Annotated in this window: 22 protein-coding genes; 11 read left to right on the top strand and 11 right to left on the bottom strand. The window is 60.7% G+C overall.

Annotated features, from left to right (window positions below):
- Positions 1-136: 136 nt before the first annotated feature.
- Entirely contained in the window at positions 137-277 is a 141-nt protein-coding gene (locus ACY8D3_RS18540) for a hypothetical protein (RefSeq protein ID WP_462380291.1), read from the bottom strand.
- A 266-nt stretch (positions 278-543) separates the two neighbouring features.
- On the opposite strand from ACY8D3_RS18540, the gene ACY8D3_RS18535 reads away from it, so the two are divergent.
- The gene (locus tag ACY8D3_RS18535) at positions 544-2,121 is read left to right on the top strand and encodes an aldehyde dehydrogenase (NADP(+)) (RefSeq protein ID WP_462380290.1); all 1,578 of its coding nucleotides are present in this window, start codon (positions 544-546) and stop codon (positions 2,119-2,121) included.
- Positions 2,122-2,198: 77 nt separating this feature from the next.
- Here ACY8D3_RS18535 and ACY8D3_RS18530 read toward each other — a convergent pair whose 3' ends face one another.
- Positions 2,199-4,112 carry an alkaline phosphatase D family protein gene (locus ACY8D3_RS18530; protein ID WP_462384446.1) on the bottom strand — a complete coding sequence of 638 codons (1,914 nt, stop codon included), beginning with the start codon at positions 4,110-4,112 and terminating at the stop codon, positions 2,199-2,201.
- Positions 4,113-4,461: 349 nt separating this feature from the next.
- On the opposite strand from ACY8D3_RS18530, the gene ACY8D3_RS18525 reads away from it, so the two are divergent.
- The 3 genes from ACY8D3_RS18525 (at position 4,462) to ACY8D3_RS18515 (ending at position 5,324) form a co-directional block, all read left to right on the top strand.
- Positions 4,462-4,722, top strand: coding sequence for a DUF1652 domain-containing protein (locus ACY8D3_RS18525; protein WP_462380289.1), 261 nt, complete (start codon positions 4,462-4,464; stop codon positions 4,720-4,722).
- A gap of 93 nt (positions 4,723-4,815) precedes the next feature.
- Positions 4,816-5,031, top strand: coding sequence for a dodecin (locus tag ACY8D3_RS18520; protein ID WP_462380288.1), 216 nt, complete (start codon positions 4,816-4,818; stop codon positions 5,029-5,031).
- Positions 5,032-5,099: 68 nt separating this feature from the next.
- Positions 5,100-5,324 (top strand): DUF1161 domain-containing protein, encoded by a 225-nt coding sequence (locus ACY8D3_RS18515; protein ID WP_462380287.1) that lies wholly within the window; start codon positions 5,100-5,102, stop codon positions 5,322-5,324.
- Positions 5,325-5,376: 52 nt separating this feature from the next.
- Here ACY8D3_RS18515 and ACY8D3_RS18510 read toward each other — a convergent pair whose 3' ends face one another.
- The 5 genes from ACY8D3_RS18510 to yihA all read right to left on the bottom strand — a co-directional run bounded on the left by ACY8D3_RS18510 (position 5,377) and on the right by yihA (position 10,411).
- Positions 5,377-6,006: an SCO family protein gene (locus ACY8D3_RS18510; RefSeq protein WP_462380286.1), complete on the bottom strand. Its 630-nt coding sequence runs from the start codon at positions 6,004-6,006 to the stop codon at positions 5,377-5,379.
- A gap of 87 nt (positions 6,007-6,093) precedes the next feature.
- Positions 6,094-6,339 carry a hypothetical protein gene (locus tag ACY8D3_RS18505; RefSeq protein WP_462384444.1) on the bottom strand — a complete coding sequence of 82 codons (246 nt, stop codon included), beginning with the start codon at positions 6,337-6,339 and terminating at the stop codon, positions 6,094-6,096.
- 317 nt (positions 6,340-6,656) lie between these two features.
- Positions 6,657-7,352: a carbonic anhydrase gene (locus ACY8D3_RS18500; protein WP_462384442.1), complete on the bottom strand. Its 696-nt coding sequence runs from the start codon at positions 7,350-7,352 to the stop codon at positions 6,657-6,659.
- A 439-nt stretch (positions 7,353-7,791) separates the two neighbouring features.
- Positions 7,792-9,222 carry a glycoside hydrolase family 5 protein gene (locus ACY8D3_RS18495; RefSeq protein ID WP_462380285.1) on the bottom strand — a complete coding sequence of 477 codons (1,431 nt, stop codon included), beginning with the start codon at positions 9,220-9,222 and terminating at the stop codon, positions 7,792-7,794.
- A gap of 562 nt (positions 9,223-9,784) precedes the next feature.
- Positions 9,785-10,411 (bottom strand): ribosome biogenesis GTP-binding protein YihA/YsxC, encoded by a 627-nt coding sequence (gene yihA / locus ACY8D3_RS18490; RefSeq protein WP_462380284.1) that lies wholly within the window; start codon positions 10,409-10,411, stop codon positions 9,785-9,787.
- 216 nt (positions 10,412-10,627) lie between these two features.
- Between yihA and ACY8D3_RS18485 the strand changes: the two genes are divergently transcribed.
- The 3 genes from ACY8D3_RS18485 to ACY8D3_RS18475 are packed head-to-tail and all read left to right on the top strand — an operon-like array spanning position 10,628 to position 13,991.
- Positions 10,628-11,257: a thiol:disulfide interchange protein DsbA/DsbL gene (locus ACY8D3_RS18485; protein ID WP_462380283.1), complete on the top strand. Its 630-nt coding sequence runs from the start codon at positions 10,628-10,630 to the stop codon at positions 11,255-11,257.
- A 15-nt stretch (positions 11,258-11,272) separates the two neighbouring features.
- Complete coding sequence (locus ACY8D3_RS18480; RefSeq protein ID WP_462380282.1) at positions 11,273-12,136, top strand: endonuclease/exonuclease/phosphatase family protein; 864 nt, start codon at positions 11,273-11,275, stop codon at positions 12,134-12,136.
- Between the two features lie 10 nt (positions 12,137-12,146).
- A complete protein-coding gene (locus ACY8D3_RS18475; protein ID WP_462380281.1) occupies positions 12,147-13,991 on the top strand; it encodes a GGDEF domain-containing protein in 1,845 nt (614 codons plus the stop codon).
- On the opposite strand, the gene ACY8D3_RS18470 is transcribed toward ACY8D3_RS18475, so the two are convergent.
- The gene (locus ACY8D3_RS18470) at positions 13,988-15,406 is read right to left on the bottom strand and encodes a DASH family cryptochrome (protein WP_462380280.1); all 1,419 of its coding nucleotides are present in this window, start codon (positions 15,404-15,406) and stop codon (positions 13,988-13,990) included. The two genes, ACY8D3_RS18475 and ACY8D3_RS18470, sit on opposite strands and share 4 nt — an antisense overlap.
- 285 nt (positions 15,407-15,691) lie before the next feature.
- On the opposite strand from ACY8D3_RS18470, the gene ACY8D3_RS18465 reads away from it, so the two are divergent.
- Entirely contained in the window at positions 15,692-16,477 is a 786-nt protein-coding gene (locus ACY8D3_RS18465; RefSeq protein ID WP_462380279.1) for an N-acetylmuramoyl-L-alanine amidase, read from the top strand.
- A gap of 53 nt (positions 16,478-16,530) precedes the next feature.
- Here ACY8D3_RS18465 and ACY8D3_RS18460 read toward each other — a convergent pair whose 3' ends face one another.
- Both ACY8D3_RS18460 and algB read right to left on the bottom strand, forming a co-directional pair.
- Entirely contained in the window at positions 16,531-18,330 is a 1,800-nt protein-coding gene (locus ACY8D3_RS18460) for an ATP-binding protein (RefSeq protein WP_462380278.1), read from the bottom strand.
- Entirely contained in the window at positions 18,327-19,673 is a 1,347-nt protein-coding gene (gene algB, locus ACY8D3_RS18455) for a sigma-54-dependent response regulator transcription factor AlgB (RefSeq protein ID WP_462380277.1), read from the bottom strand. The genes ACY8D3_RS18460 and algB overlap by 4 nt, the downstream gene beginning before the upstream one ends.
- A gap of 523 nt (positions 19,674-20,196) precedes the next feature.
- On the opposite strand from algB, the gene ACY8D3_RS18450 reads away from it, so the two are divergent.
- From ACY8D3_RS18450 to ACY8D3_RS18440, 3 genes are all read left to right on the top strand, one after another.
- A complete protein-coding gene (locus tag ACY8D3_RS18450) occupies positions 20,197-20,463 on the top strand; it encodes a hypothetical protein (protein WP_462380276.1) in 267 nt (88 codons plus the stop codon).
- Positions 20,464-20,711: 248 nt separating this feature from the next.
- Entirely contained in the window at positions 20,712-20,873 is a 162-nt protein-coding gene (locus ACY8D3_RS18445; protein WP_462380275.1) for a DUF1328 domain-containing protein, read from the top strand.
- Positions 20,874-21,353: 480 nt separating this feature from the next.
- A complete protein-coding gene (locus tag ACY8D3_RS18440) occupies positions 21,354-22,580 on the top strand; it encodes a nucleoside recognition domain-containing protein (RefSeq protein ID WP_462380274.1) in 1,227 nt (408 codons plus the stop codon).
- Between the two features lies 1 nt (position 22,581).
- Here the strand turns inward: ACY8D3_RS18440 and ACY8D3_RS18435 are convergent, their stop codons facing one another.
- Positions 22,582-24,795, bottom strand: a complete 2,214-nt coding sequence (locus tag ACY8D3_RS18435) for a putative bifunctional diguanylate cyclase/phosphodiesterase (protein ID WP_462380273.1) — start codon at positions 24,793-24,795, stop codon at positions 22,582-22,584.
- Between the last annotated feature and the right edge of the window lie 134 nt (positions 24,796-24,929).

Genomic DNA, 24,929 nt, shown 5'->3' with positions numbered 1-24,929 from the left:
ACTCGTCGGTAATCGGGAACTCAGGTCACTACCGAATGTTGCACTCACGCGGGTCGTTCGCCACTGACGCGCGCCGCTGGTTGATTAGCCTCCCGGAAAATGCCGGACGAAACTGCTCGAGGCTCGCCGTCGTGACCTATAGCGGCCCCGGATCCGGAACGGGATCAGGTACCGGCGTGAGTTCTTCCAGGTTCTCCACGACGTCGTCGGGCAATACCGTCTTGTCCTGGTCGGTGTCGGGGGTGTCTTGGGTTGGTTCATCCGGTGGTGCAGCCATGAAGACTCCAGGCACGTCAGATCGCGTGCGGATGAAAGATGAAGGCCGGTAGCAAGTTCGTACCTGCCAACGCGATAACGTTCAGGTAATCCGACCGAACTACACGGGCTTCGCGAGGCCAAACGCAGATTCATAAGGTTGTACGATGACTTCAGTCGAAGGTGCTGTTACATTGGGTATCCCACGGCATCGGCTGGGTGCCCGAGTATTAGTCATCCCAGACCCCGGACATGTCCTGAAAACCTTATAGGTAGAGGAGTAGAACAATGCAGATTTCCGGCAAGAACTACATCGGTGGCGAGCGCAGCGGCGAAAGCGGCAAGTTCGTCTACAGCTACGATGCGACCACGGGTGAGAAGTTGTCCTATGACTTCGCTCAGGCAACCCCTGCTGAAGTCGACGCCGCAGCCCGTGCCGCCGAAGCGGCCTACCCTATTTACCGTGCGCTGCCCGCGGCCAAGCGTGCTGAATTCCTCGAAGCCATCGCAGACGAACTCGACGCCCTTGGGGACGATTTCGCAGCGCTGGTAACCCGCGAAACCGCATTGCCGAACGGCCGCATCAAGGGTGAAACCGGCCGTACCAGCGGTCAGATGCGTCTGTTCGCCAAGGTCCTGCGCCGGGGTGACTTCTACGGTGCGCGTATCGACACCGCCATGCCTGATCGCAAGCCCATGCCGCGCGTCGACCTGCGCCAGTGCCGTATCGGTGTTGGCCCCGTCGCCGTGTTCGGTGCGAGCAACTTTCCGTTGGCGTTCTCTACCGCCGGTGGCGACACTGCCGCTGCGCTGGCGGCTGGCTGCCCGGTCGTCTTCAAGGCGCACAGCGGCCACATGGCCACTGCCGAATGCGTGGCGGACGCGATCATCCGCGCAGCCGAAAAGACCGGCATGCCAAAAGGCGTGTTCAACATGATCTACGGCAGCGGCGTCGGTGAGAATCTGGTCAAGCATCCTTCGATCCAGGCCGTAGGCTTCACCGGGTCGTTGAAGGGCGGCCGTGCGCTGTGCGACATGGCTGCTGCACGTCCGCAGCCCATCCCGGTGTTTGCCGAGATGTCCAGCATCAACCCGATGATCGTGCTGCCGGAAGCGCTCAAGCAGCGCGGTGACGTCATCGCCAACGAGCTGACTGCATCGGTTGTCATGGGCTGCGGCCAGTTCTGTACGAACCCGGGCCTGGTCATCGGTATCCGCTCGCCTGAGTTCAGCCGTTTCCTGGAGCAACTGAGCGGCGCGATGGGTGACCAACCTGCGCAGACCATGCTCAATGCCGGCACGCTCAAGAGCTATGAAAAGGGCCTTTCGGCACTGCATGCTCACAGCGGCGTGAAGCACCTGGCCGGCCAGACTCAGGAAGGCAACCAGGCCAAGCCTCAACTGTTCCAGGCGGACGTCAGCCTGCTGCTCGAAGGTGATGAACTGCTGCAGGAAGAAGTTTTCGGCCCGACAACGGTAGTGGTCGAAGTGGCCGACCAGGCTGAACTCGTGCAGGCGCTTCATGGCCTCCACGGCCAGCTGACTGCCGGCCTGATCGCCGAGCCTGCCGATCTGGAAGCCTTTGCCAACCTCGTGCCGGTGCTGGAGCAGAAGGCTGGTCGTCTGTTGCTCAATGGCTACCCAACGGGTGTTGAAGTATGTGACGCGATGGTCCATGGCGGCCCATACCCGGCCACTTCCGACGCGCGCGGTACCTCGGTTGGCACCCTGGCGATCGATCGCTTCCTTCGCCCGGTCTGCTACCAGAACTACCCGGATGCGCTGCTGCCGGACGCTCTGAAGAACGGCAACCCGCTGGGCATCCAGCGTCTGGTTGACGGTAAGAGCACGACTGACGCGATCTAATACGTCGGCACAAGAGAAGCCCCGAACGGTTGCGCCGTTCGGGGTTTTTTATTGCGGTCGAGAAAGCATGGGATGAGTCAGGGGCGCCGTTCGAAGCGCACGCTTGGCGTGCCGTCAGCGTTGTGCTGCAGGATCGCCTCCGGTTCGCCGGATGCATTCAGGTACACCTGCCCGATACCTGCGCCGTTCCAGAGGCGCTCTCCGGCTTTTGCCCGGCTCGGCACCCTGGGCACGATTTCCAAATCGCGGCGCTTGGTGAGCCAGTTCAACGGCGACCAGGGCGCGTAGAGCCAACGGTTGAGGCGGTCAAAGGTGTCCAGCAGCCGTTTGGGAAACTCGTTCTTCAGGCCGCTGCTGGTGATCTGCCAAACGTTCGGGCCCCGGTCATGGTGGCGGACGTGGACGTCGTAGGCGAACGAGTAATGCACATCACCGGAGAGGATCACGTAGTTTCCCGGTGTGCGGGAGTGCCGGAAGATGTTCATCATGACCTGCGCCGAGCCCCGGTGTGCCATCCAGTTTTCGGCGTCTACCAGTAGCGGGTTGCCGGTCCACGTGAAAACCCGTTGCACCGCCTCGATGAGCTTGACCCCGAACATCGGCGCGGGCGAGACGATAACAGCGGCTTTCTGGTCCAGCAGCGCCTGCTGCAACTCCACGAGCGCTTCCCAATCCATGAGCCCCGACGGCCGGTTCGGATGAAACTCGCTGCGCCAGCGACGCGTGCGGGTATCTAGCACGATGAGCGCGGGCGAGCCGTCGATCACGTAGCCCCAGCCTTCAAATTGCATCAGCCGATCGATCAGTGCGTTCTGCGGCGCGCAAGGCAGCCTGCCGGCGTCCTTGGCCGTGTTTGCCAGTGCGGTGTAGTCATCCAGAAGTTCGTCGAACAGCTCCGGATGGTTGCCCCAGCCTTGCCCAAGCAGGTACCCCACCAACGCATTACCGACGATGCGGCGCGAGAAGGGGTGACCATAAGCCGTTGCTTCCCATTGCGCTGACAGGTTCCAGTCGTCGCTGATGTCGTGATCATCGAAGATCATCAGCGTCGGCAGATGAGCCAAGGCCCTCGCTACCCGTGGAAGACCGTCGCGAAAGGCCTCGATGCAATGGCGTTCGGCCTTGAAGCGTTCCTGCAGATCTGCCGTGACCGCAGGCATGTCCATTTCCACGAGCCGCCATGGCGTGTGCGACCAGACAAGCAGATACATGGCCATCACCTCGGCAAAGGTGACCAGGTGGTTATGCGCGCTGGCACTGGTGAAGATGGGCTTCTGCTTGCCGCCAAAGAAGCGTTCGCGCAGATCCCGGTTGGCGCGAATGGCCGGCAACAAATTTTCGCGCCGGTAGTAACTGGAAGGATGCGCGTACAGCTCGTCGCTGTCTTTTACCGTGGCTTCCTCGAGGCTTTCTCCGAAAAGGCCAAGGCGGTCAATGAGCTGATGGATCGCAACCAGGGTCGGGCCGGCGACATCGTCGGCGTAGATCTGGTCGCCGGCCATGAGCAAAGCCGCCGGACGTGCCTGGGGTTCGGTTTCGTCTGCCAGCAGATCATCGACTCGAAGCAGACCATCACGTGCGGCGTGATGAGGCTTGCGGCATGACCCATAGAGCAGATTATCGAAACGATGGCGTATGACGAAGCGAGGTACGTCTTCCCCGGTATAGAGCAGGTGGGGTGCCCATCGGCATATGCCGCCTTCGCCGTCTATGACAAGGTCGTAGCCGATGTAGCAGTCCGTCGGCAGCGGCTGCGTGAGCCTGACGTCAATCAGGTGCAGGTAGGCATGTCGCCCAAGGGGCACTACGCGCAGCGCCGACGGGCCTAGCGGGCATTCGTGCGATTCGGCCTTGTCCAGGCGCAGGGTTAGCGAGAGCGGTCGGGAGCCTACGAGCCAGATGCAGAGCCGTGTCGTCTCGACACGGCGCAAAACGGGGCCGGCCAGTACGGGCGGTAGGCAATGGGGCTGATAGTCGAGCGTAGACGGCATTGAGTGCGCTGCATGCGAAGCTGGCATCGAATCTCCACATGACCCCGGCGGCTGATCGCCGTTCCGTCTACCTGTATTGGACAAGGCTGCCGGCGGTGTTTTTCGACTGTCCGTCGAACAGGTCGCGAATGGGACATGCAGCCGGTTGCGCGAACGAGACGGCTGCGGCACATTCGCACGATAAAGGTTTGCGTGCGTTGTGGTCAGGGGAGATCTTCGTACAGCAAAACCAATGGTCCGGCGGGCACTGAAGCGCCCGTACGCTCGAGAAGAGCCGGCGGTCCGCCTGTGCAGTTCGCGTGTTGGTCGACAATGAATCGAGCCTGTTGGAAGGGGGAGGCCGAAGGCAATGGATTTTCCGCGCGCGTGTGAATTATTGAATATTTATTTCGAGCCGTTTCGACTGGACGTTCGCAAGGACGGTGCGGGTGCGTTCCAGGCCGAACTCAGTGACCCGGTGAGTGGCGAAACCCTGATTGCTGTCCGTGGGCTGCGCTGCCCGCATAATCCCACCATGCCGCAGTTGCGCGGTCTGATCCGTTCGCTCGAGGCCGACCTCGCTGCCGTCTCGCCTACCTCCCTGGCAATGCTCAAGCAGAGCAACGAATGAGATAGGCGCGTCACGCTGAACTTCCGTTGCGCATGGACGGCCTCAATGTCATGAGAGGCCGCATAGGGCGGTCGTCACGATGGGGAGATGTGCATGTCAGATCATCACACGTACAAGAAAGTGGAACTGGTCGGTTCTTCCACTACCAGCATCGAGGACGCCATCAATAACGCGCTCGCGGAGGCGTCAAAGAGCATCGAGATCATGGAATGGTTCGAGGTGGGTGAGCTTCGCGGCCATATCGAGAATGGTGCGGTTGCCCATTACCAGGTGACCCTGAAAGTTGGTTTCCGTATCGCCAACAGCTGATAGCAGGTTGTCAGAACCGGGGCGGCAGTCGTCGCCCCTTTGTCGTGCCAAACGAGGGAGTGTCAGCGATGAAAAAGGTGTTTATGGCAGTTGCCCTGATGGGCTTCGCAATGACCAGCCTGGCCCAAGTCAAGCCGTGCGAGGAACTCAAGGACGAAATTGAAGCGAAGATCCAGGCCAACGGTGTGACGCAATACACGCTGGAGATCGTTGAAAAAGGCGGCGAGTCCGGCTTGCAGGTTGTCGGGAGCTGCGACGGTGGCCAGCGGGTAATCGTTTATCAGCGCGGCTGATACGTAGTTGGCAGCCCGATTAACAAGGCGGGCTGCAAATTGGCCTGCACGGCTACTGAGCCATCAGACGTGGAAGCTGCTCCGTGAGCTTGTCGACGTCGAGTGGCGAGCGTATGAATCCGCGCTGAGTACCATCCGGTCCGATGACCACCAGGTTGCCGCTGTGGTCAACGGTGTAGCCCGGTTTTGACGTATCTGGCGGGATGAAGGGGATACTCACTCGCGATGCGAGCGCAGTTATTTGCTCCATCGAGCCGTTCAGCCCAACGAAGTCGGGGCTGAAGTAAGCCAGGTACTCTTTCAATTGCTGGGGCGTGTCCCGCTCGGGGTCGACCGTCACCAGAACCATCTGAAGGCGATCCTTCACATCGGCTGGCAAGCGCTCGTCGAGTTGCCTTAATTCCGCCAGCGTCGTCGGACAGATATCCGGGCAGAACGTATAGCCGAAAAACAGCAGGCTCCATTGCCCCTTCAGCTCATTTAGGGCAACCGGACGTTCATCCTGATCAATCATTTCCATTGCAGGCAGATCGCGTGGCTGAGGCAATAACACAATGCCGGCCTCGAGCAATGACGAGCGCTCATCGGCGTCGTTTCCAGACAGGACCTGGTAAAGGACGGCGCCCATCAGTACAAGAAGAAGGGCGATCAGGGGAAAAAGCAACTTCTGGGTGCGGCTCATGAGGTTCCGTTCTGCAGGCAGGACACGTCGAGACGGTACGGCATGCAAGCGTAAACCATGCCGGAAGTCGCTGCATGGGGCGTGTTGTCACGCCCCATGTCGCGTATCCATCGCCGAGTGTTCGCCTCCGGCAGCTGGCTCATCGTTCTTCAAGACCCCACGGATGTTCAGGCCCGCGAGGCAGATCTGCAGGACGATCAATGCCCAGGCACTGGCATGCCAACCCCAGATCACCCACAGCACATTGCTAAACAGGAAGCAGTAAAAGCCGGCCAATCGGCGCCCTTTTCGTAATGAGCCGACGAGCCACGCCGCGATGACGGTCGCCAGCATGGCTGGCCACTGCAGCCAGTCAATGAAATCCACGCGAAACCCCTCTCTGCGAGTGCTTTCCTGTTGGGGTCCCCGGAGCGCCCCGAGGTTCATGCCGAGCGCTAGGCGGCGAGTCGCGGGTGCTCAAAGCTGGATATACCGTGATGCTGAAGATCAGCGTGCCGGCGCGGTGCTTTGCTGATACAGACGAGATGTAAGGTCCGGGGTGGTATCAGCAGTGAGGCGTTTCGTTTATCAAGCCGGGCCTCGACATCGGCGGGGATTCGACGCGAGGTTGGAGGCGGCCAATGAGCCGCCTCCCGGATGTTGCAGGTGTTTCAGAGCTGGGTATAGCGGGGGCGGGGCGTAGCCATCGGCAGCGGCTGCTTGCCATCGATAGGGCGGAACTCACCCTTCTCGGCGTCGTACGCCTTGATCTGGCTGCTCTCGATGTCGTAGACCCAGCCGTGGATGAACAGCTGACCACTGGCGATGCGAGACGCGACCGAAGGGTGCGTGCGAAGGTGATCGAGCTGGGCAACCACGTTTTCCTCGGTCAGCACGCTCAGCGTTTCATGGCTGTTGTTGCAGGTCGGGCAGTTGTCGGCGACGACGGTCTTGGCCACTTCGGCATGGCGCAACCAGGCCTTGACCGTTGGCATCCGCTCCAGGGATGCCGGATTCAAAACAGCCTTCATGGCACCACAGTCGGAGTGGCCGCAGATGATGACGTGCTTCACGCCCAGTGCGGTTACCGCGTACTCGATCGCGGTCGATACGCCGCCGTTCATCTGGCCATAGGGAGGTACGACGTTACCGACGTTGCGCGTGACGAACAGGTCGCCTGGCGAGCTCTGTGTGATGAGTTCGGGCACGATGCGCGAATCGGCACAGGTGATGAACATGGCGCGTGGAGTCTGAGCGCCGGCAAGTCGCTTGAAGAGCGCTTCCTGCTCGGGAAAGACTTCGTGCTGAAACTTCAGGAAGCCGTCGACGATGATCTGCATCGCCTCTTCGGCGGTCTCTGTTTGCATCTTGGCGAGTTCCTCGGGAGTCGGCTGATTACCAGGCATGATCATTCCTCGTGAAGGGGGGCGTGACCTGCGAACGTGTGTCCACCGGTCCAAACAGCCCGTTCTGGGTCGGCGCGAAATGTTCGACTGCACGGCCGTCTCGCTCATGAGCCTGGGCCAGTTCGCTTACGCGAGCTGAATAAGACTCTGGAGCAGACGTTTGCGCCGGACTTAGGTTTCCGAACGCACCGCACGCACGGCATTGTCGTGATTTCGTCATGTTGCGACGCTCGAAGCGTCGAGCACGGCACGTCTGGCAGCAACCAGCCGTTGCGTCTGGATCATAAGCCTTAACGTAGGGTTCGTGCAGGCGGGAGACCGGAGGCGATCGAGAGATGATGGGTCGGAAGATGGCACATTCCCGGAAATAACAGGGGCGCCATTGCGGCGCCCCTATTGATTACTGCGCGCCGATGGTCTGGTACGCCGGAGTCTCCTTGCCAGCCCACTCCTGCTTGCCGACCCACTGGGGGCCATTACTGTTGCGCTCTGCGCGAGTCGCCGGGCGATCCGAGGCGGTGCCCGCCGAAGCCGGCTGGTTACTGACAGGTGCGATGGCAGGCGTCGCTCCCGTGTCGGGGGATGTGCTCGGCGTACTTGGCGTGCTCGGCGCGGCCGGTGCCGGGCTCGGCAGAACCGCTACCGGTGTAGTGTTCGTTGGCGTCGGTGTCGGCGTTGGCATCGGCGTGCTTGGTGCGGTATTGACCGGGTTGACTGGATTTACCGGGCCGGCCGGCTTGTTACCACCAAGTTCTGGTTTGGGGGTCTGCCCGCTGTCGCTGACGTCGCTTTTCGGGCCGATCGCCGAGCATCCGCCAGTACCGAGGTATTTCTTCAGGACGCTCCACTGTGGTCGATCCTTGCCATCCTGTGGTTCGACTGACATGGGGTAATTACGGCCCCAGTAACTGCCTGCGGCCCAATAGCTCAGGGGTATGCAGTTCTTCTGAAGATAGGCGAGTGTGTTGTCCATGATTTCGAGCCAGCGCGGATCGTCGTACGGCACGCCGAATTCACCGATGTGGCCGCGTTGGCCGTGCTTGGCGAGCCATTCGACGAAGGGCTTCACGCGCTGGACGCCGACCATTGGATCCGGATCGAAACCGTTGGTGCCGATCTTGTCCTTGTAGAGCCCGGAAGCGTTCTTGTCGACATACATGTGCGCCGAATAGACGATGTTGTTCGACGGGTCTTTCAGGTCCAGCAGATCGTCGTTGTATTTCGGCCAATGGTACGACGAGGACCAGCGGCGCCCCTCGATATAGAGCGTGTTGCGCTTGTCATAGCGACGAATGCCATCGATGCCCGCCTGGGCCATGTCGAACCAGTACTTTTCGGCATCGCCGTAAGGTTCGTTCATAAGGTCGTAAGCGTAGACAGCCGGGTTGTTGCCCCAGCGCAGTGCGATGCGCTCCATTAGGTTGCGGTAGGCATCGATCGGCACTTCGCGGCCGACGATATCACCGTAGTAGCGCCCGTAGTTGTGGATATCGAGCAGCACCTTGATACCGGCGCTGCCGGCCTGGTTGATGGCCTTGTCGATATGTGCAGCATACTCCTGATCGAATTCACCCATTGCCTTGGGCTGGAGTCGCTCCCATTTGAATGAGAAGCGGACGGTCTTGATGCCTTTGTCTGCCCACTTCTGGAAGTAGCCGTCCTTGGGGAAGAAGTAATTCGTGCCTTCCTTGCCCGGCAGCACGTGGCCGGCGAAGCCCGCTCCGGCGACATTGATACTGATCAGCTCTGGCGGCGCTTCCTGTGCAGAGGCCGCAGCCGCCAGCAACAGGCTCAAGCCAAGGCCGAGGCCGAGGCGTTTCGTTCGAATCATGAAGATCTCCTGTGCGTGGGCCGAGAATGGACATCCACAGCGACCCATCCTCAGCGATACGGTTCCGACAAAGTTGTGTCTTTCTCAAGAATGAGAACAGGTGCTCATGGCCCATGCTAGACGTGCCACATAACAGAATGCAGTCAAATCGCCACTGGATATGACAGGGTAGGAATTGGCTGTCAGCCATGGGAGACGAATCTTTCGAATTGCCGGCGCTGAGGTCCCACCTGCCATAGTAGGAACCGGCACTACATGGAAAGGCTAAGTCACGCTGGAGGCTACCGTCCGTCGGATGCCTTGGGTGGCGGCGATCGGAATGAGCGTGATGTCACCGCTTCGGTTGCACAGATTCTATTCGGGCAAGACGGTAAAAAAACCGATGAACTTTTTATTGGATGATCCGTCAGAAACAGGGAATGGCTGACAAGCCTTTCGATGCTCCTTTTGCTGTGTTTAGTGTTGGCAGATATCTGGACCCCGCCCTAGCGGTCCGGAGTTGAACCCCGAGCCTCCCCCCTCCCCATACGATGCTCGGGGTTTTTTTTGCCTGCTGAAAAAGTCAGGCTTCCGGCTGAAGCCCCATCCAGCGCGCCAGCACGGCCTGTGCTTCCTCGATGCCCAGACGCTTCGGCGCAGAGAACAGTTGTACGCTGGCCACGTCCCCCCAGCTTTCACGCACTTCCTTCTGCACCTTGAGGGCCGCGTTCTTGGCCGCGCCGTAGGCGAGCTTGTCTGCTTTGGTGAGCAACACGTGCAAGGGCATACGGCCTGCCTGCGCCCAGTCGAGCATCATGCGATCGAACTCGGTCAGCGGATGACGAATGTCCATCATCAGCACGACGCCGACCAGGCTTCGCCGGCTACCCAGGTAGGCTTCGAGGTGGTTTTGCCAATGCTGCTTCAGGGGAATCGGCACTTTCGCATAACCGTAGCCCGGCAGGTCGACAAGCCTGCGTTCGTCATCCAGACGAAAGAAATTGAGCAATTGCGTGCGCCCCGGCGTCTTTGAAGTACGTGCGAGGTTGGCATGCGTCAGCGTGTTGAGTGCGCTGGATTTGCCCGCGTTGGAGCGACCGGCGAATGCGACTTCATAACCCTCGTCTTCGGGGCATTGGTCGACCTTCGCCGCGCTGATGAGGAATGAGGCCTGCTGGCACAGTCCGATGATCGGATTCTTGAATGACATGTGGTCCGGTTCCGCTCCGGTTGGACAAATGGCAGCCATTATACGGGTGGCGATGGAAGCTTCGGTCACTCGTCGTCGCCGATTGGCCACTCATGCCGTTGCCTGCGTCAAAACCTAAAAGGTTTGTAAACTCGCTCTGCACTTGTCACGGCCTCGCTACAATGAAACGCGACCCCGCAAGCCTGTGGCTGCGGACCCCTTGAACAGGAGACCCCAATGCGTAATCTGCTTTTCGGTGCGGTATTCGCCAGCCTGAGCCTCGTTGGTGTGCCCGCGATTGCCGCGGACATCCAGGCCGGCAAGGAATATACCGAGCTGAGCAACCCAGTACCCGTGTCCGAGCCCAGCAAGATTGAGGTCGTCGAGGTCTTCTGGTACGGATGCCCGCATTGCTTCGCTTTCGAACCCACCATCAATCCTTGGGCCGACAAGCTTCCAGAGGATGTGAAGTTCGTTCGTGTCCCGGCCCTGTTCGGCGGTATCTGGGACGTGCATGGCCAGATGTTCGTAGCGCTCGAAGCCATGGGTGTGGAGCATAAAGTCCATACGGCAGTCTTCAATGCCATTCACAATGAACGCAAGAAGCTGGCAACGCCTGATGAAATGGCCAATTTCCTAGCTGGCCAGGGTGTCGATCGCGATGCGTTCCTGAAAACCTACAACTCCTTTGGTGTCAAAAGCCGTATCGAGAAGGACAGGAAACTCATCGAGGCGTATGGCATTCAGGGTGTCCCGGCCATGATCGTCAATGGCAAATACCTGTTCGACCTGGGCACTGCAGGCGGGCCCGAAGGTGCGCTGAAGGTGGCCGACCAACTGATCGAGAAGGAGCGCGCCGCGAAGTGAAGCGGGGCGATGGATATGTTGCGTAAATGGAGCACCGAGAGGCGAGTCGCCATCAGTTGCGACCCGCGCATCAATCCGAGCTGCACCGATAACGGCCTGCCGGCCGATGGGATGTTGAGGCTGCTGAGCTTCAACATTCAGGTGGGTAACAGCACCCTGGGGTATCACCATTACCTGACCCGTGGCTGGCAGCACCTGCTGCCCCACAGCGGTCGAAAAAACAATCTGCAGCGGATCGGGCAACTGCTCGCCGGCTACGATGTGGTCGCACTGCAGGAGGCCGATGGCGGCAGCCTGCGTTCGAGCTATGTCAATCAGGTCGAGCACCTTGCTCGGCTGGGCGCCTTTCCGTATTGGTATCAACAACTCAATCGCAACCTGGGCAAGTTCGCCCAGCACAGCAATGGACTGTTGAGTCGGCTGAAGCCAACCGCACTCGAGGATCATCCGCTCCCGGGCCCGCCGGGCCGCGGTGCAATCCTCATGCGCTTCGGCGAAGGCGACGATGCGGTGGCGGTGGTGATGATGCACCTGGCGCTGGGCGCCAAAACGCGTGCGTTGCAGCTGGGGTACGTCCGTGAGCTGATCGGTGGCTACCGACATCAGGTCCTCATGGGGGACATGAATACCCATGCCAACGATCTGCTGGAGCGCTCGCCGCTGCGCGACCTGGGCCTGCTGGCACCGCAAGCGCAAGCGACATTCCCAAGCTGGCGCCCGCAGCGCTGTCTCGACCACATCCTCATCAGCCCAGGTCTCACGTTGGGCAAGGTAGGTGTCCTTCCCCTGCCCATTTCAGATCACCTCCCTGTCGCTGTCGAGATCCGCCTGCCGGATGGACCGCGGGCCAACGATAGTCTCCCTGTCACCACCGCGTAGCGGGAACGCCATGAGCGAAGAACAGCGCTGGAAAACGAAGTATCTGGAGAGCCTCGAGCAGCAGGAGCGGATCGAGCAGCGCTGGGAAACACGGTTGGACTTGCTGCGAAGAGGTCTCGTACGCAGCAGTCTGGCGGCAGAAGGCAGCGACAAGGCCGTCGACCAGTGCATGAAGGAGCTGCGCAACGTCATGCGCAGTGAAAGCATGGACGCCGCGCTGTCGTCGCTCATTCCACGCCTGGAGAAAGCGGTACTGGACTCCGAGCAGCGCCGTGAGCAGCGCGGGGAAATGGTCGCGCAGTCGTTGACGGCCATTGCAAGCCAGCTCCAGACGCTCGAACTGCCACGCGACGTCAGCAAGCCCCTGAAGTCGTTTTCACGTCGGGTAAGCCGCGAGGATGTTCAGGGCAGTGAATTGCCGGCACTGCTTGCGGAGCTGGCCCGACTTCAGGCGCAGGCGCTCGACAGGGTCAGGAGTGAGGTGGGCCCGCGCCCGGGGCTGCTGCAGCGGCTGTTCGGCACCGCCGATACGGCTACGCCGCCTGAGCCTCCCTCGGGAGACAATGCGCCCGGCATGGCGCCTGTGCCCCAACCAACAGCAAGCGATACGGGGCGTCAGGGGGCCGCGGACGCTGTTCAGCCGAGCGTGTCTTCTGCTGATCCGATCGACCCACCCGTGCTGAGCGCGATACCTGCTGACAATGTAGACCCTGTGGATGTGGCCGAGAAGCCCGCGACGCCTACACCAGAGGCAGCGAGCGAGCTCGCCGGCGACCCTGCCTACGGACTGCCGCAGCCACCCGAGCCGGGGTACAGCGCCGTTGCGCCGCATATCGCGGCCAGCTTGACGCGCCTGTTGGACGAGCTGTCGCTGCCCGAGCAGTTCAAGCCTCAGGCCGAGTCGCTGCGAACGCGAGTAAGCGGCGGGCTCAACTGGTATGAGCTGGTGCCCTTGCTCGACGACCTTGGCGTCCTGGTGCTGGCGGTCAGTGGCGACAACGATCACGCATTCGCCCGCTATCTGGCCGAACTGAACGAGCGACTGGCCACGTTCATGGGCGGCCTGAACCAGACACAGACGGACTACAGCGCGTCCATCAGCGACGCACGCGCGCTGGACGACGAACTGCGCGAGCAGGTCAGCGATCTTCAGGCCAGCGTTCAGCAAGCAAGCGATCTCGAGTCACTCAAGCGAACCGTGGACAGTCGTCTGGACGGTCTTCTCGGTACCATGAACACATTCCAGCAGCGCAACCATCAGCGTGAGCAGGAGATTGGCGAACGGCTGCAGACCCTCATGGCGCGGGTTTCGGCGATGGAGCAGGAAGCCAGGACGGTTCATCTCCATCTCGAAGAACAACGGCTCAAGGCCCTGACCGATGCATTGACGGGCCTTCCGAACCGAGCGGCGTGGACCGAGCGGGCCGAGCTCGAAGAGGCGCGCTGGCAACGCTACGGCGGCGATTTACTGGTTGCGGTACTGGATGTCGACCACTTCAAGCGTATCAACGATGATTTCGGTCACCTGGCGGGTGACAAGGTCCTTAAGATCATCGCGCAAGAGTTGCAGAAGCGACTCCGCAAGACGGATTTCATCGCTCGATTCGGCGGAGAGGAGTTTGCCGTGCTGTTACCGGCCACGACAATCGATGCAGGGCATCGGCTGCTTGATAGCCTGCGGGAGCAGGTTGCGCGCTGCCCCTTCCATTTCAAGGGGCAGCCAGTCAGCATTACCTTCTCATCCGGAATCACCTGGCTGGAAGGCGAGGACACCGTAGAGGCGGCCTTCGAGCGCGCCGATCAGGCGCTGTATCAGGCCAAGCGCAGCGGCCGTAACCGCGTAGAGCGCGCTTAGGCCGCTGTTGGCATGAAGGGATGCCAGTCCGCCGGGATGTCCTGAAGATACGGATAACGAAGCGATTCACGCTGAGTGTCGTTCAGCAGGAACGGCACATGACGCAGCTCGGCCGGAACGCTCTGCAACTCAGGCAGCCAGCGCGCGACATACTCCGCCTGAGGATCGTGGCGACGCGCCTGACGCATGACATTGAAGCTCGGGGCCCGTTGTGGGTCGATGGCGGCCGCCGCAATGAATGCCCAATTGCCCCAGTTACTGGCTGGTTCGTAGTCCAGAAGGTGCTCTTCGAACCATTCGGCGCCAAGTCGCCAATCCTGCTCGAGATGGCGAACAAGGTAACTGGCGACGATCCGTCGTGCCACGTGAGAGAGGTAGCCGGTCGACGCCAGCTCGCGCATGCATGCGTCGACGAGGGGGACGCCGGTCCTGCCCTCGCACCAGTTCACGAACCGCTGATCATTACCACGTGGGGCGTTTCGTGTCGCTTTCAAACCACGGGTCTGGAAGAGCGCCTCGCCATGGCGTCGCAGCGTCCATGCAAAGAACTCACGCCAGAGAAGGCTGCGCCAAAGCAAACGGGTCGACGGATCCGCTCCTGCCTGGGCTTCGTAGCGGCGTAGTTCCGCCGCGACGCGGCGGGGCGACAGGCTGCCCTGCGCCAGCCAGGGCGCAAGTTTCGATGAGCTTTCGACGCCAAGCATGAGTTCATGCTCATCCTCGTAGCGCCGTACATTCCCCGTTTTCCACAGGTAGTCGTGCAAGTGCGCTCGAGCAGCCGGCTCGCCGCCGGAGAAGGGGAACGCGCTGTTTGCGAACGCAAGTGGCTCGCCGACGCCGAGCTGGGAGAGCGTGGGTAAGGGTTCGAAAAGGTCGTGGCTGCGTGCAGGCAGCGGAGGCATCTCTGTGGGGGCTGCAAGCGGCTGGAAGGTCGGCTGCAGGCGGTCCACTTCAGCGACGAAGCGGCTGAACGACGATAGGGCCGGGGTCTCGCGATCGGGACCGCCATCAAGCAGGCCAAGGGTACTGGCCGGGTAGAGCCTCAGCTCAGCCGCACCCAGCTTGGCACGCAGCCGGTCCACCCGAGCCTTTTCTGAAGGAGCATGCTCCTCGAGCGTCACGACTTCGGTCAGCGCCAGTTGTGAAACGAGCTGGGGAATCAGGACTTCGGGATCACCGGCCAGCACCAGCAACCGAGAACCGCGCTGACGAAGCTCACCATCCAGCGCAGCGAGGCCTTCCATGAGGAAGCGCGCCCGGTGGACACCGATGCGATGGCTGTCCGACTTGGCGAGGTTCAGCAGCCTCGTATCGAGGACATACAGTGGCAATGCACATCTGGACTCGGCGGCGTGACGGACCGCAAGGTGGTCATCGAGCCGGAGGTCCTGCTTGAACCAGAGCAACGTCCGCATGGCAGTCCTCATTCTTGTCTTATTGGCCAGGCAGCAGAAATGCCGCGCAAACAAGGCCCGTGGGGATATAGAGCAACAGAATGTGAACTGATTCGCGTCAGCCGATGAACGGCCATGTACATCGCCGGTTGCCAAATGCGCACCCGAGCGGCTCGCCTGCCTGCCGTAAGAATCTGTATCGTAGGTGCGCCCTTGTCCGGCGGCTGCACGTTGGCGAAGCGTCACGCATTGCGGTAAACCTTCAAGGTCACGTTCGCCATTCACCTGCGGAGACCCCCGATCCCCATGTTCCGAATCCTTTCACTATTTGGCTTTGTCGCGGTACTCGCCGGTTGCAGCGCGGGGCTCAAGGTCGACTCCGATCACCCATCGAAGAATCATGACAGCCGCTCACAGGTCATCGTCCTCCATTACACCGGCACCGACTTCGAGAACTCGCTCTACTTGCTGACCGAGGGCGAGGTGAGCGCGCACTATCTGATCGATCGGGACCCGGCGAGAATCTACCGCCTAATTGATGAGAACCGCCGCGCCTGGCATGCCGGGCAAAGCAGCTGGAAGGGCCGCACCTGGCTCAATTCGAGCTCGATCGGGATCGAAATGGTGAACCCGGGCTACACGGTCGATGCCGCCGGCAACCGCACCTTCTATGCATTCTCGGACGAGCAGATCGATCAATTGATCCTGCTGCTCAAGGACATCATGCAGCGCCAGGGGCTCGGCCCGGAGGCCGTCGTTGGCCATAGCGACATCGCCCCGCAGCGCAAGGTGGACCCGGGCGCCGCGTTCCCCTGGAAGCGCCTGGCCGATGCAGGGCTGGTGCTGTGGCCAGACGCCGCCAGCGTGGCGCGTGCACAAGCCGTTTATGAGCGCCAAGTGCCGGATGTCGGCTGGTTCCAGACGCAGCTTGCACAGTTCGGGTATGAGGTCCCGCGTAACGGGCAATTCGACGAGGCGACGAAAAACGTGATTGCCGCATTCCAGATGCGCTTCCGCCCAGCTCGTTACGACGGGCAGGCGGATGCCGAAACCGCCGCGATGCTTTGGGTACTGAACAACACGAAGCGCTGACATGACGGTGGGCCTGTTGTGAACAGGCCCACCAGCGGGCATGGCGGCGTCGGTTAGATGGGCAGCGCCATGTAGATGATGGTGCCGTGCTCTACGCGGGAGTGGATACCAATCCGACCGCCGTGCAGCCGGGTGATCTCCTTGCACAGCGCCAGGCCCAGGCCAGCGCCGCCTTTCTTGCGGCCAACCTGGACGAAAGGCTCGAAGATCCGTGCCTGCTGGCTATAGGGAATCCCTTCGCCGCTGTCTTCGACGCTGATGATGACCCGATCCCCATGGCGACGAGCCTGCAGGCAGATCCGTCCGCCCTCGGGCGTATGCCGCAGGGCATTGGTCAGCAAGTTGTCCAGCACGCGCTCCATCTGCGTCCGGTCGAGGTTCAGCATGGGCAGGCCTTCCTCCACCTCCAGCTGTAGCGACGTGCCGCGCTCGCCGGCAGCCGCCTCGAAGCGTGCACGTGCGTCCTGAAGCAGTTCGAGTGGATTGCAGGCTGAAAGCTCGAGTTTTTGCTGGCCGGTCTGATAGCGGGAGAAATTCAGCAGGTCATTGATGAGCCTGACGAGGCGACGCATCTCTTCGTCGACCGTCTCGATGAGATCCTGCTCCCGTGCATTGGGCGGGAAATGAACGCGCTCGCGAAGCAGCCCGAACGCCATATGCATGCCCGTGACCGGGGTGCGCAGCTCGTGCGAAGCGCGCAGGACGAATTCGTTGCGGACTCGCTCGAATGCACGCTGATCAGTGACGTCACGGAGGACCATGACCGCGCCTTCGACTTCGCCGCTCGGCTGGCCAAACGGGATGAGGCGCCAAGCCAACAAGCGCTGTTCCCCCCCGACCTCCAGCACGAGGTCCTCCTGCGGATCCTCCCTGGTCTGGTCGGTCAGCACTTGCTGTACAGCTTCGTCCAGTTCCGGATGGTGAAGCGCCTCGCCCAGACGCACGCCGATATGCTCGGTTTCCCACGCCAGCTGGCGCTGTGCGACGGGATTGGCATGCTCGAGGTTGCCGTCGCGGTCGATGATCAGGAGACCGTCATCAATGCAGTCGAGTACGGCCTGCAAGCGGCGCTGGCCACCCTTGAGCGCGGCGACGTTGGTCTCGTTGAATTGTTGGAGAGCGCTGGCCATGACGCCGAAGCGCCGGCTCAGCGATGACAGTTCGGCAATGGGCGACTTCGGTAAAACGACCTGGAAATCCCCTTGGCCAATACGGTCCGCCGCCTTGGCGAGCTTCTCAATTGGTCCAACGAACCGACGGGCCATGGTGTGGGCACTGATGAAGCCAATCACCAATACCATCAGGCCCACGGTGCCTAGCAGGATGGACAGCAGGGTCGCGCGCTCACGGCTCTCTATGCCTTGCGAGCGGATGTGCTGGAGTGCGTTTTCCTGCGTATCTGTGAGCCGGTCCCGCACATCCCTGAACAGCTCCGGAAAGCCTGGACTGTCAGGGCCGGGCAATGCCCCTTGCGCATCGGGGGCATCCAATCGCTCGCTCAGCCTGTCATAGGCGTTGCGAACCCTGACGAGTGCCTCGCGCCCTTCACCGGTGGTGCTCTGAATCGAACTGTCCAGGTAGTCGTAGATTGCCCGCCGCTGTTCCTGCAGCGCTTCCTGGTCCTGAGGCCGGTTGATCAGCGACGCCAACTGATTGCCCACCAGGTAGCGAACGCGTTGTGTGCTCTCGATTACCCCATAGTGGCTTTGCAGCAGACTCTCCTGCGTACGGGCCATCTGCAGCATGCCCACCAGGCCGATGAGCAGGCCGAAGAGCGCCACCGTGATCACTGCGGAAATGCTCAGGAAGAGGCGCGTCCTGAGCTTCATGGGCAGCTTTCTAGGGAGTTTCATAGCCCGTACTGCTTACGTTTCCTGTAAAGCGTGGAGGCGTCGATGCCCAGTGTTCGAGCTGCCTGGTCCAGGGTGTCGCTCGAAGCCATGACGGCTGCGATGTGCGCACGTTCCAGTTCCTCGAGGCTCAATGCTTCCCCTACACGAGGCGCATTGTTGGACGGGGCTTCGCCCAGCCCCAGATGGCTGATTTCCACCCATTCCTTCGCGCAGATGATGCTGGCGCGCTCGATGACGTTACGCAGCTCGCGGACGTTGCCTGGCCAACGGTAGGTGGCGAGTGCACGCTCGGCTTCCGCGCTGAAGCCTCGAGCGGGACGCGCGTAATCCTTTACGAAGTGAGCCAGGAACCGCTGCGCCAGGTCCAGAATGTCTTCTGGACGCTCGCGAAGGGGTGGGAGGTTCAAGGTGATGACGTTGAGGCGATAGAGCAGGTCTTCCCGGAAGTTGCCTTCGCGCACCATCTCGTCGAGCGCGAGGTTCGTCGCCGACAGAATACGCACGTCAGCGCGGCGGGTGACGGGGTCGCCAATACGCTCATACTCCTTATCCTGAATGAAACGTAGCAATTTAGGCTGCAAACCGATGGGAAAATCGCCGATCTCGTCCAGAAAGAGCGTACCGCCGTCTGCCTGGCTGACTCGGCCGAGGGTGTTCTCGGTCGCGCCCGTGAATGCGCCACGGTTATGGCCAAACAGCTCGCTTTCCATCAGGTCCGCAGAAAGCGATGGGCAGTTGATGGTCACGAGCGGCTTCTTCGAGCGACGACTCCAGCCGTGAATGGCCCGGGCCAGTTCGCCCTTGCCCGTCCCGGACTCACCGAGGATCAGGATATTGGCGTCGGTATCGGCCACCTGACGCGCCGTCTCCAGCACGGCCATCATTGACGGGCTATGCGAGCTCAGCATGTCACGACGTTTGGTGACCTGACCTTCCAGTGCTTCGAGCCGTGCAGCCATCTGCCGCACCTCCAGCTGCTTGGCCGCGGCCATGCGCAGCTGATCCGGGCTGCAGGGCTTCACTAGGTAGTCCGCAGCGCCGGCCTGCATGGCATCTACAGCAGTATCGACAGCCGAGTGCGCCGTTACGATCACGACCCGCATCCAGGGCGCTTGTACGCGCATCTGCTGCAGCACGTCGAGGCCGCTGTCTTCCCCGAGACGCAGGTCGAGGAAGCACAGATCGAATACCTGGCGGTGGACCAGCGCCTCGGCCTGAGCGGCCGATGTGGCGGTCGACACTTGGTAGCCTTCGTCTTCCAGACAATAGCGGAAGGTCCGCAGGATGGCGGATTCATCGTCCACCAACAGGATACGGCCCTGATTCTCCGCGGCGTTTTCCATCGTAATCAAATCTCCAGCAGGCGAGGTGTGGTGCGAGGGCAGCCGATACGGTTGTCTGCTGCGCAATGCTCCTTGTGAGAGCACTCCTTAGTCCCGTATCGCTCATGCAAGTTGCACGAGAGCCGGGTAAAGCGGCGTGTTCATGGCATGCGAACGGCTTTAGGCGTGCCTGACGTTAGCGCGGCAGCAAGTTACCAGCAAATTGTGCGCTTGATGCAACAGTCAGCAAGGCGAACGCATTTTCGTTGCGGTTCGGCTACGTGCTCGCACCGAGCCGAGCGATCATTTTTCGCGACTCGACCATTGGCAGGGAACTTATCTATTAGTGCCGATACATCGGTCGTGCAAAACGCACGGGGCAAAAAACGGCGATCGTGCAGCTTACCCGGCATTCTCAAGCGGCGCGTTTTTAAGTCATTGATAAATAAGGGGAAAATACTGAACGTTTTCTGGCATGCCCTCTGCAATATCCGTTGCAATGCAGGAATTTGGCACCGCCACATCAGTATTCGAGGAGATCAGGATGAATCGTTTGCAGAGCCGCGCACTGGCCAACAAAGGCTTTATGGTTGCAGCAGCATTCGCATTGGTAGCACTCGCTGCCCATCAGTTCCCGAATAGCGCTACCGCAACGGCCGACACTGCCAAGCCTTCTATCGCAACGCACATTCTTCCCTACGAATCCCGAATGATTCAGGGCGCCCAGTTCCTCGGCAACGTCAGCCTACAGCAGGCTGACAAGCGTCAGGATTTCACTGAAACACGTCGCCAGCAGCGCTGGGTCTTCTGAGGTCGCTTTCCAGATGATGCCAATAGGTTTCTTCGCAGTATCGCTGTTGCTTTCGGGCGTTGGGCTCGTCGTAGCGTACCTGACCGCTCTATCGACGCTTCGTACGAACGAGCCTCTCGATACGGGCACAACACGTGCCGCCGGTACTCGCGCTATCAAAGATTTTCAATCGACGGTAAGTCGTCCGTGAACCACGGCCTACCGTTTAGGCTCCAAAGACTACAGGTTCCAATAATAGGAGAAATGCCATGTTGAGCTGGGCTCTGACCTTTCTGGTGATCGCTATCATCGCTGCCGTGCTGGGCTTTGGTGGTGTGGCAGGTACGGCGGCGGGTATCGCCAAGGTACTGTTTGTCGTATTCCTGGTGCTGTTCGTGCTGTCCTTCATCTTCGGGCGTCGCCGACCCTGATGATGCGCTTGTTCGTTTCGCGTACCTCACCCTGTAGTTTTGTGTACGCGGCGAACCTAATTCCAGGTCATTCGGTTGTGGTGCATGGCCGAGTGACACGAAGCGCGAGATAGGCCGTGGCTCTACTTACCCGGTGATCGCTGTTTCAACGGTTCTCACTCGCTACGCCGAACGCCTTCGGTGGGCGGGCAGGGAACTTCGCTGGTAGGGCCCTTCAAGGGGGCGGACCATGGGGCCGGATTGCTTTGCGAGTCGAAGTGATCCAGGGGTACAAGGGGTACCTCCGCGAGCGGGCCGGGTCGGGCGTGCTGCAGTTGGAGCCTTGCCTTCGGCAGGCTCCAGCAGGCAGACAATCCAGCAAGCAGTTTCTCGATAGGCGTGCCGTTCGGTATAGCCTCAAAACGACCAACCGCCGCTCCGCATCCGTGACCCGTCGAACGTGTCTGGTTATTATCCCGGCACTTCAAAAAGGGGCCGGTAATGCTGAATGGATTGTGGCTGTGTTTCTTTCTGGTAGGTGCGCTGGCAGGGTTCGCCCAGTGGTTCAGCGGTAACCCGGGCATCTGGGCTGCCATCGTCGAAAGCCTGTTTTCGATGGCGAAGCTGTCCGTGGATCTCATGATCCTGTTGTTCGGGACCCTCACGCTCTGGCTCGGCTTTCTCAAAATTGCGGAGAAAGCGGGACTCATCGACCTGCTCGCGCGAGCACTTGGCCCATTGTTTGCCCGCCTCATGCCCGAGGTCCCTCGTGGCCATCCTGCACTTGGCCTGATCACAATGAACTTCGCCGCGAACGGTCTGGGGCTGGATAACGCGGCAACGCCTATTGGGCTCAAGGCCATGCGCGCCCTGCAGGAGCTCAATCCGAGCGCCACGGTCGCCAGCAACGCCCAGATTCTGTTCCTCGTTCTGAATGCCTCATCGCTGACGCTCCTGCCGGTGACAATATTCATGTACCGCGCGCAGCAGGGCGCGCAGGACCCGGCCATGGTCTTTCTACCTATCCTGCTTGCAACCTGTTGCTCGAGCCTCGCGGGCCTGATCAGCGTTGCCCTGATGCAGCGTTTGCGTTTGTGGGACCGTGTCGTGCTTGCCTATTTCATCCCAAGCGCTCTGCTGCTCGGTGCCTTCATGGCGGTGCTTGCGGGACTGTCAGCCGCTGCGCTCGAATCCTTGTCGTCGCTACTGGGCAACCTGACGCTTTTCGGCCTGATCGTCCTGTTCCTCATCATCGGGGCCCTGCGCAAGGTGCCGGTCTACGAAAGCTTTGTCGAAGGCGCGAAGGAAGGGTTCGACGTTGCCAAGAGCCTTCTGCCGTATCTGGTCGCGATGCTTTGTGCGGTGGGTGTCCTGCGCGCTTCGGGTGCGTTGGATTTCGTGCTGGAGGGCATCCGGTGGGTTGTCGTATCCCTTGGAATGGACAGCCGTTTCGTCGATGCCCTGCCGACCGCGCTCGTGAAGCCCTTCTCCGGCGGCGCCGCGCGGGCGATGTTGATCGAGACCATGAACGCCGAAGGCGTGGACAGTTTTCCCGCGCTGGTGGCTGCCACGGTACAGGGCAGTACCGAGACGACCTTCTACGTGCTGGCGGTTTACTTCGGCGCCGTCGGAATCCAGCGGGCCCGCCACGCTGTGGGTTGTGCGCTCTTCGCGGATTTCGTCGGTGTGGTCGCCGCGATCTCGGTTTGCTACTGGTTCTTCGGCTGAATCACACGGCAGCGTTGGAGCCGAGTGCAGCCTTCCCAAGAAAGAGCGGTTGGAGGTCCGCTGCAGGTCGGGGCCGACTGAACCAGTAGCCCTGGGCGAGGGTGCAGCCCTCTGCGTTCAGGAAGCTCAGGTGCTCCTTGCTTTCCACCCCTTCGGCTACCACCTCCAAACCCAGATTGCGACCGAGCCCGATGATGGCTCTGCTGATCACCGAAAGCTCTGCGTCGTCTGGAGTACCGCGAATGAAGCTCTTGTCGACCTTCAAGATGTTGAGCGGAAAACGCTTGAGATAGCCCAGCGACGAATAGCCGGTACCAAAGTCGTCCAGTGCAAGGCGAATGCCCAGGTTGGAGAGCGCGCGAAGCGTCACCAGTGTTGCCGCGCTATCGTCCATCAGTTGAGTTTCCGTGATCTCCAGTACCAGGCTCGTAGGCGATAGCCCCGTTTCATTCAGCGTCGCCACCAGGCGACCCACGAAATCGTCCTGCTGCAATTGCCGGCTCGACAGGTTGACCGAACAGTACAGGCCCGCCTCGCCGGCCTCCTGCCATTCCCGGGTTTGTCGGCATGCTTCGCGCAGTACCCATTCGCCGACCCGTGCGATCTCACCGGATTCCTCCAAGGAAGGAATGAACTCCTGTGGGGAAATGAGACGGCCATCGTGTTGCCAACGCAAGAGTGCTTCTACACCTACGAGTTCTGGAAAGCTCGCGGTGGTCTTCACGATCGGCTGGTAGTGGAGCACGTATTCTTTGCGATCGAGTGCCTGCCCTAGCGCGCTTTCCAGCGCGAGCTGACGCTTGGCGGCAGCCTGAAGGTCATCAGTGAAACGGGCAAATTGAGCCTTGCCGGCCTGCTTGGCGCGGTAGAGCGCCAAGTCCGCTGCCTGTAGCGCGCTCTCGGAATCGGCCTGAGGCAGCAATTCAGTGATGCCGATGCTCGCACTGACGACCAGTGTCTGGCCGTTGACGTGCATTGGAATGTAGAGGTTATCCAGCATACGTTGGGCGACCTGCTCTGCATCGCTTGGCTTCGTCAGATCTATCAGCAGGACAACGAATTCGTCACCGCCGAAACGCAGGAGGTGGTCCCCTGGACGAAGACAACGGCGTAGCCGCTGGCTTGCCTCGATCAGCACTTGGTCGCCGTAGTGGTGGCCGAGGCTGTCGTTTATGAGCTTGAAGCGGTCCAGGTCAACGAAGAGCAGGGCCGCTGCGCGAGCGCTTGGGCTTTTCAGGTATTGCTGGGTCTGGGCAAGAATTTCCTCCAGGCGAAGGCGGTTGCCCAAGCCTGTCAGCGGGTCATGGCGCGCCGCGTGCTGCAGCTGTTCCTCGATCGACTTGCTCGCACCAATGTCACTTTGCGAGCCGGCGATGCGTCGGTCACCGCTTTCTTCGTCCATGACACCGCGGGCCTGGACCCACATATAGATGCCTCGCACGTGGCGAATACGGTATTCGTGCCGAAGAAAGGCGGTTTCCCCGCGAAGGTGGGAGTCGATAGCCTGCCGAAGCCCCGGCAGGTCATCAGGATGGACCCGATTGAACCAGCCGCTACTGGTCTCACCGAACGTATCCCGGTTCATGCCGAGCATGCTCACCCAGCGCTCTGATACGTAGAGCCGGTCGTGCTCGATGTGCCATTCCCAGATGCCGTCGTTGGCGCCCCTGAGCGCCCGGGCAAAGCGTGCTTCGCTGTCTTCAGTAGCTTTGCGCTGCGCCGCGCTGTACGTATCGATCGCAAGCGTCATGTCAAAGAACACGATCTTCAGCAGGCTCGCGAACACTGCACGGGGTTCTTCCTCGATCGGCAGCTCGGCCAATACCTGATCCAGATACATTCGGTAGGCACCCAGATACCATTTCATCTCGACGCCGAGCTGCTGATGTATCAAGCCGATGCGCAGCCGGCTATCGATATAGTCACCGTCATAGGAGCCATGCCACAGGCGATGGTAGTAATCGAGCTGGCTCTTCTTGAGGCGCCCGAGGACGTTCGGATTCTTGAATAGCGCCGAGGGGCCCTTGAACGATCCAAGGTGTTGATAAAGATGATCGACGAATGTGCGGTGAATGACACCCATGTGTGGAGCCAGTTGCGAAAGCCGATAGGCATCGCGTGCAGTCCATTCCAGTAATCTGCAACGTTCAGCCAATTCAGCCGGGTCCAAACCCAGCCGGTGCACCAGATCACCAAGCATCCTATCGGTAGCCACAGCTACTCCTTGTTGTCGAATTCCGTATCGTTAAAGAGCGCAACGATGATTGCCGCTGCGGTCAGCGGCGTCGTCCGGGCTATCAGGCGGCAATGGATAGGCGCTCGTGTTTCTGTGAGCGCGCTGGACAAGGC

Source organism: Pseudomonas sp. Marseille-QA0892 (assembly GCF_054950135.1).
The sequence above is the reverse complement of the archived record's forward strand: the minus strand, read 5'-3'. Positions and strand labels throughout refer to the sequence as shown.

Bases quoted from the DNA above. Each gene is read 5' to 3' on its own strand.
- ACY8D3_RS18525 (WP_462380289.1), top strand. From the start codon at position 4,462: ATGGATTTTCCGCGCGCGTGTGAATTATTGAATATTTATTTCGAGCCG.
- algB (WP_462380277.1), bottom strand. From the start codon at position 19,673: ATGGAAAACGCCGCGGAGAATCAGGGCCGTATCCTGTTGGTGGACGAT.
- ACY8D3_RS18530 (WP_462384446.1), bottom strand. From the start codon at position 4,112: ATGCCGTCTACGCTCGACTATCAGCCCCATTGCCTACCGCCCGTACTG.
- ACY8D3_RS18505 (WP_462384444.1), bottom strand. From the start codon at position 6,339: ATGCTGGCGACCGTCATCGCGGCGTGGCTCGTCGGCTCATTACGAAAA.
- ACY8D3_RS18535 (WP_462380290.1), top strand. From the start codon at position 544: ATGCAGATTTCCGGCAAGAACTACATCGGTGGCGAGCGCAGCGGCGAA.
- yihA (WP_462380284.1), bottom strand. From the start codon at position 10,411: ATGTCATTCAAGAATCCGATCATCGGACTGTGCCAGCAGGCCTCATTC.
- ACY8D3_RS18480 (WP_462380282.1), top strand. From the start codon at position 11,273: ATGTTGCGTAAATGGAGCACCGAGAGGCGAGTCGCCATCAGTTGCGAC.
- ACY8D3_RS18500 (WP_462384442.1), bottom strand. From the start codon at position 7,352: ATGCAAACAGAGACCGCCGAAGAGGCGATGCAGATCATCGTCGACGGC.
- ACY8D3_RS18520 (WP_462380288.1), top strand. From the start codon at position 4,816: ATGTCAGATCATCACACGTACAAGAAAGTGGAACTGGTCGGTTCTTCC.
- ACY8D3_RS18540 (WP_462380291.1), bottom strand. From the start codon at position 277: ATGGCTGCACCACCGGATGAACCAACCCAAGACACCCCCGACACCGAC.
- ACY8D3_RS18510 (WP_462380286.1), bottom strand. From the start codon at position 6,006: ATGAGCCGCACCCAGAAGTTGCTTTTTCCCCTGATCGCCCTTCTTCTT.
- ACY8D3_RS18495 (WP_462380285.1), bottom strand. From the start codon at position 9,222: ATGATTCGAACGAAACGCCTCGGCCTCGGCCTTGGCTTGAGCCTGTTG.
- ACY8D3_RS18460 (WP_462380278.1), bottom strand. From the start codon at position 18,330: ATGAAACTCCCTAGAAAGCTGCCCATGAAGCTCAGGACGCGCCTCTTC.
- ACY8D3_RS18485 (WP_462380283.1), top strand. From the start codon at position 10,628: ATGCGTAATCTGCTTTTCGGTGCGGTATTCGCCAGCCTGAGCCTCGTT.
- ACY8D3_RS18440 (WP_462380274.1), top strand. From the start codon at position 21,354: ATGCTGAATGGATTGTGGCTGTGTTTCTTTCTGGTAGGTGCGCTGGCA.
- ACY8D3_RS18470 (WP_462380280.1), bottom strand. From the start codon at position 15,406: ATGCGGACGTTGCTCTGGTTCAAGCAGGACCTCCGGCTCGATGACCAC.
- ACY8D3_RS18445 (WP_462380275.1), top strand. From the start codon at position 20,712: ATGTTGAGCTGGGCTCTGACCTTTCTGGTGATCGCTATCATCGCTGCC.
- ACY8D3_RS18450 (WP_462380276.1), top strand. From the start codon at position 20,197: ATGAATCGTTTGCAGAGCCGCGCACTGGCCAACAAAGGCTTTATGGTT.
- ACY8D3_RS18475 (WP_462380281.1), top strand. From the start codon at position 12,147: ATGAGCGAAGAACAGCGCTGGAAAACGAAGTATCTGGAGAGCCTCGAG.
- ACY8D3_RS18465 (WP_462380279.1), top strand. From the start codon at position 15,692: ATGTTCCGAATCCTTTCACTATTTGGCTTTGTCGCGGTACTCGCCGGT.
- ACY8D3_RS18515 (WP_462380287.1), top strand. From the start codon at position 5,100: ATGAAAAAGGTGTTTATGGCAGTTGCCCTGATGGGCTTCGCAATGACC.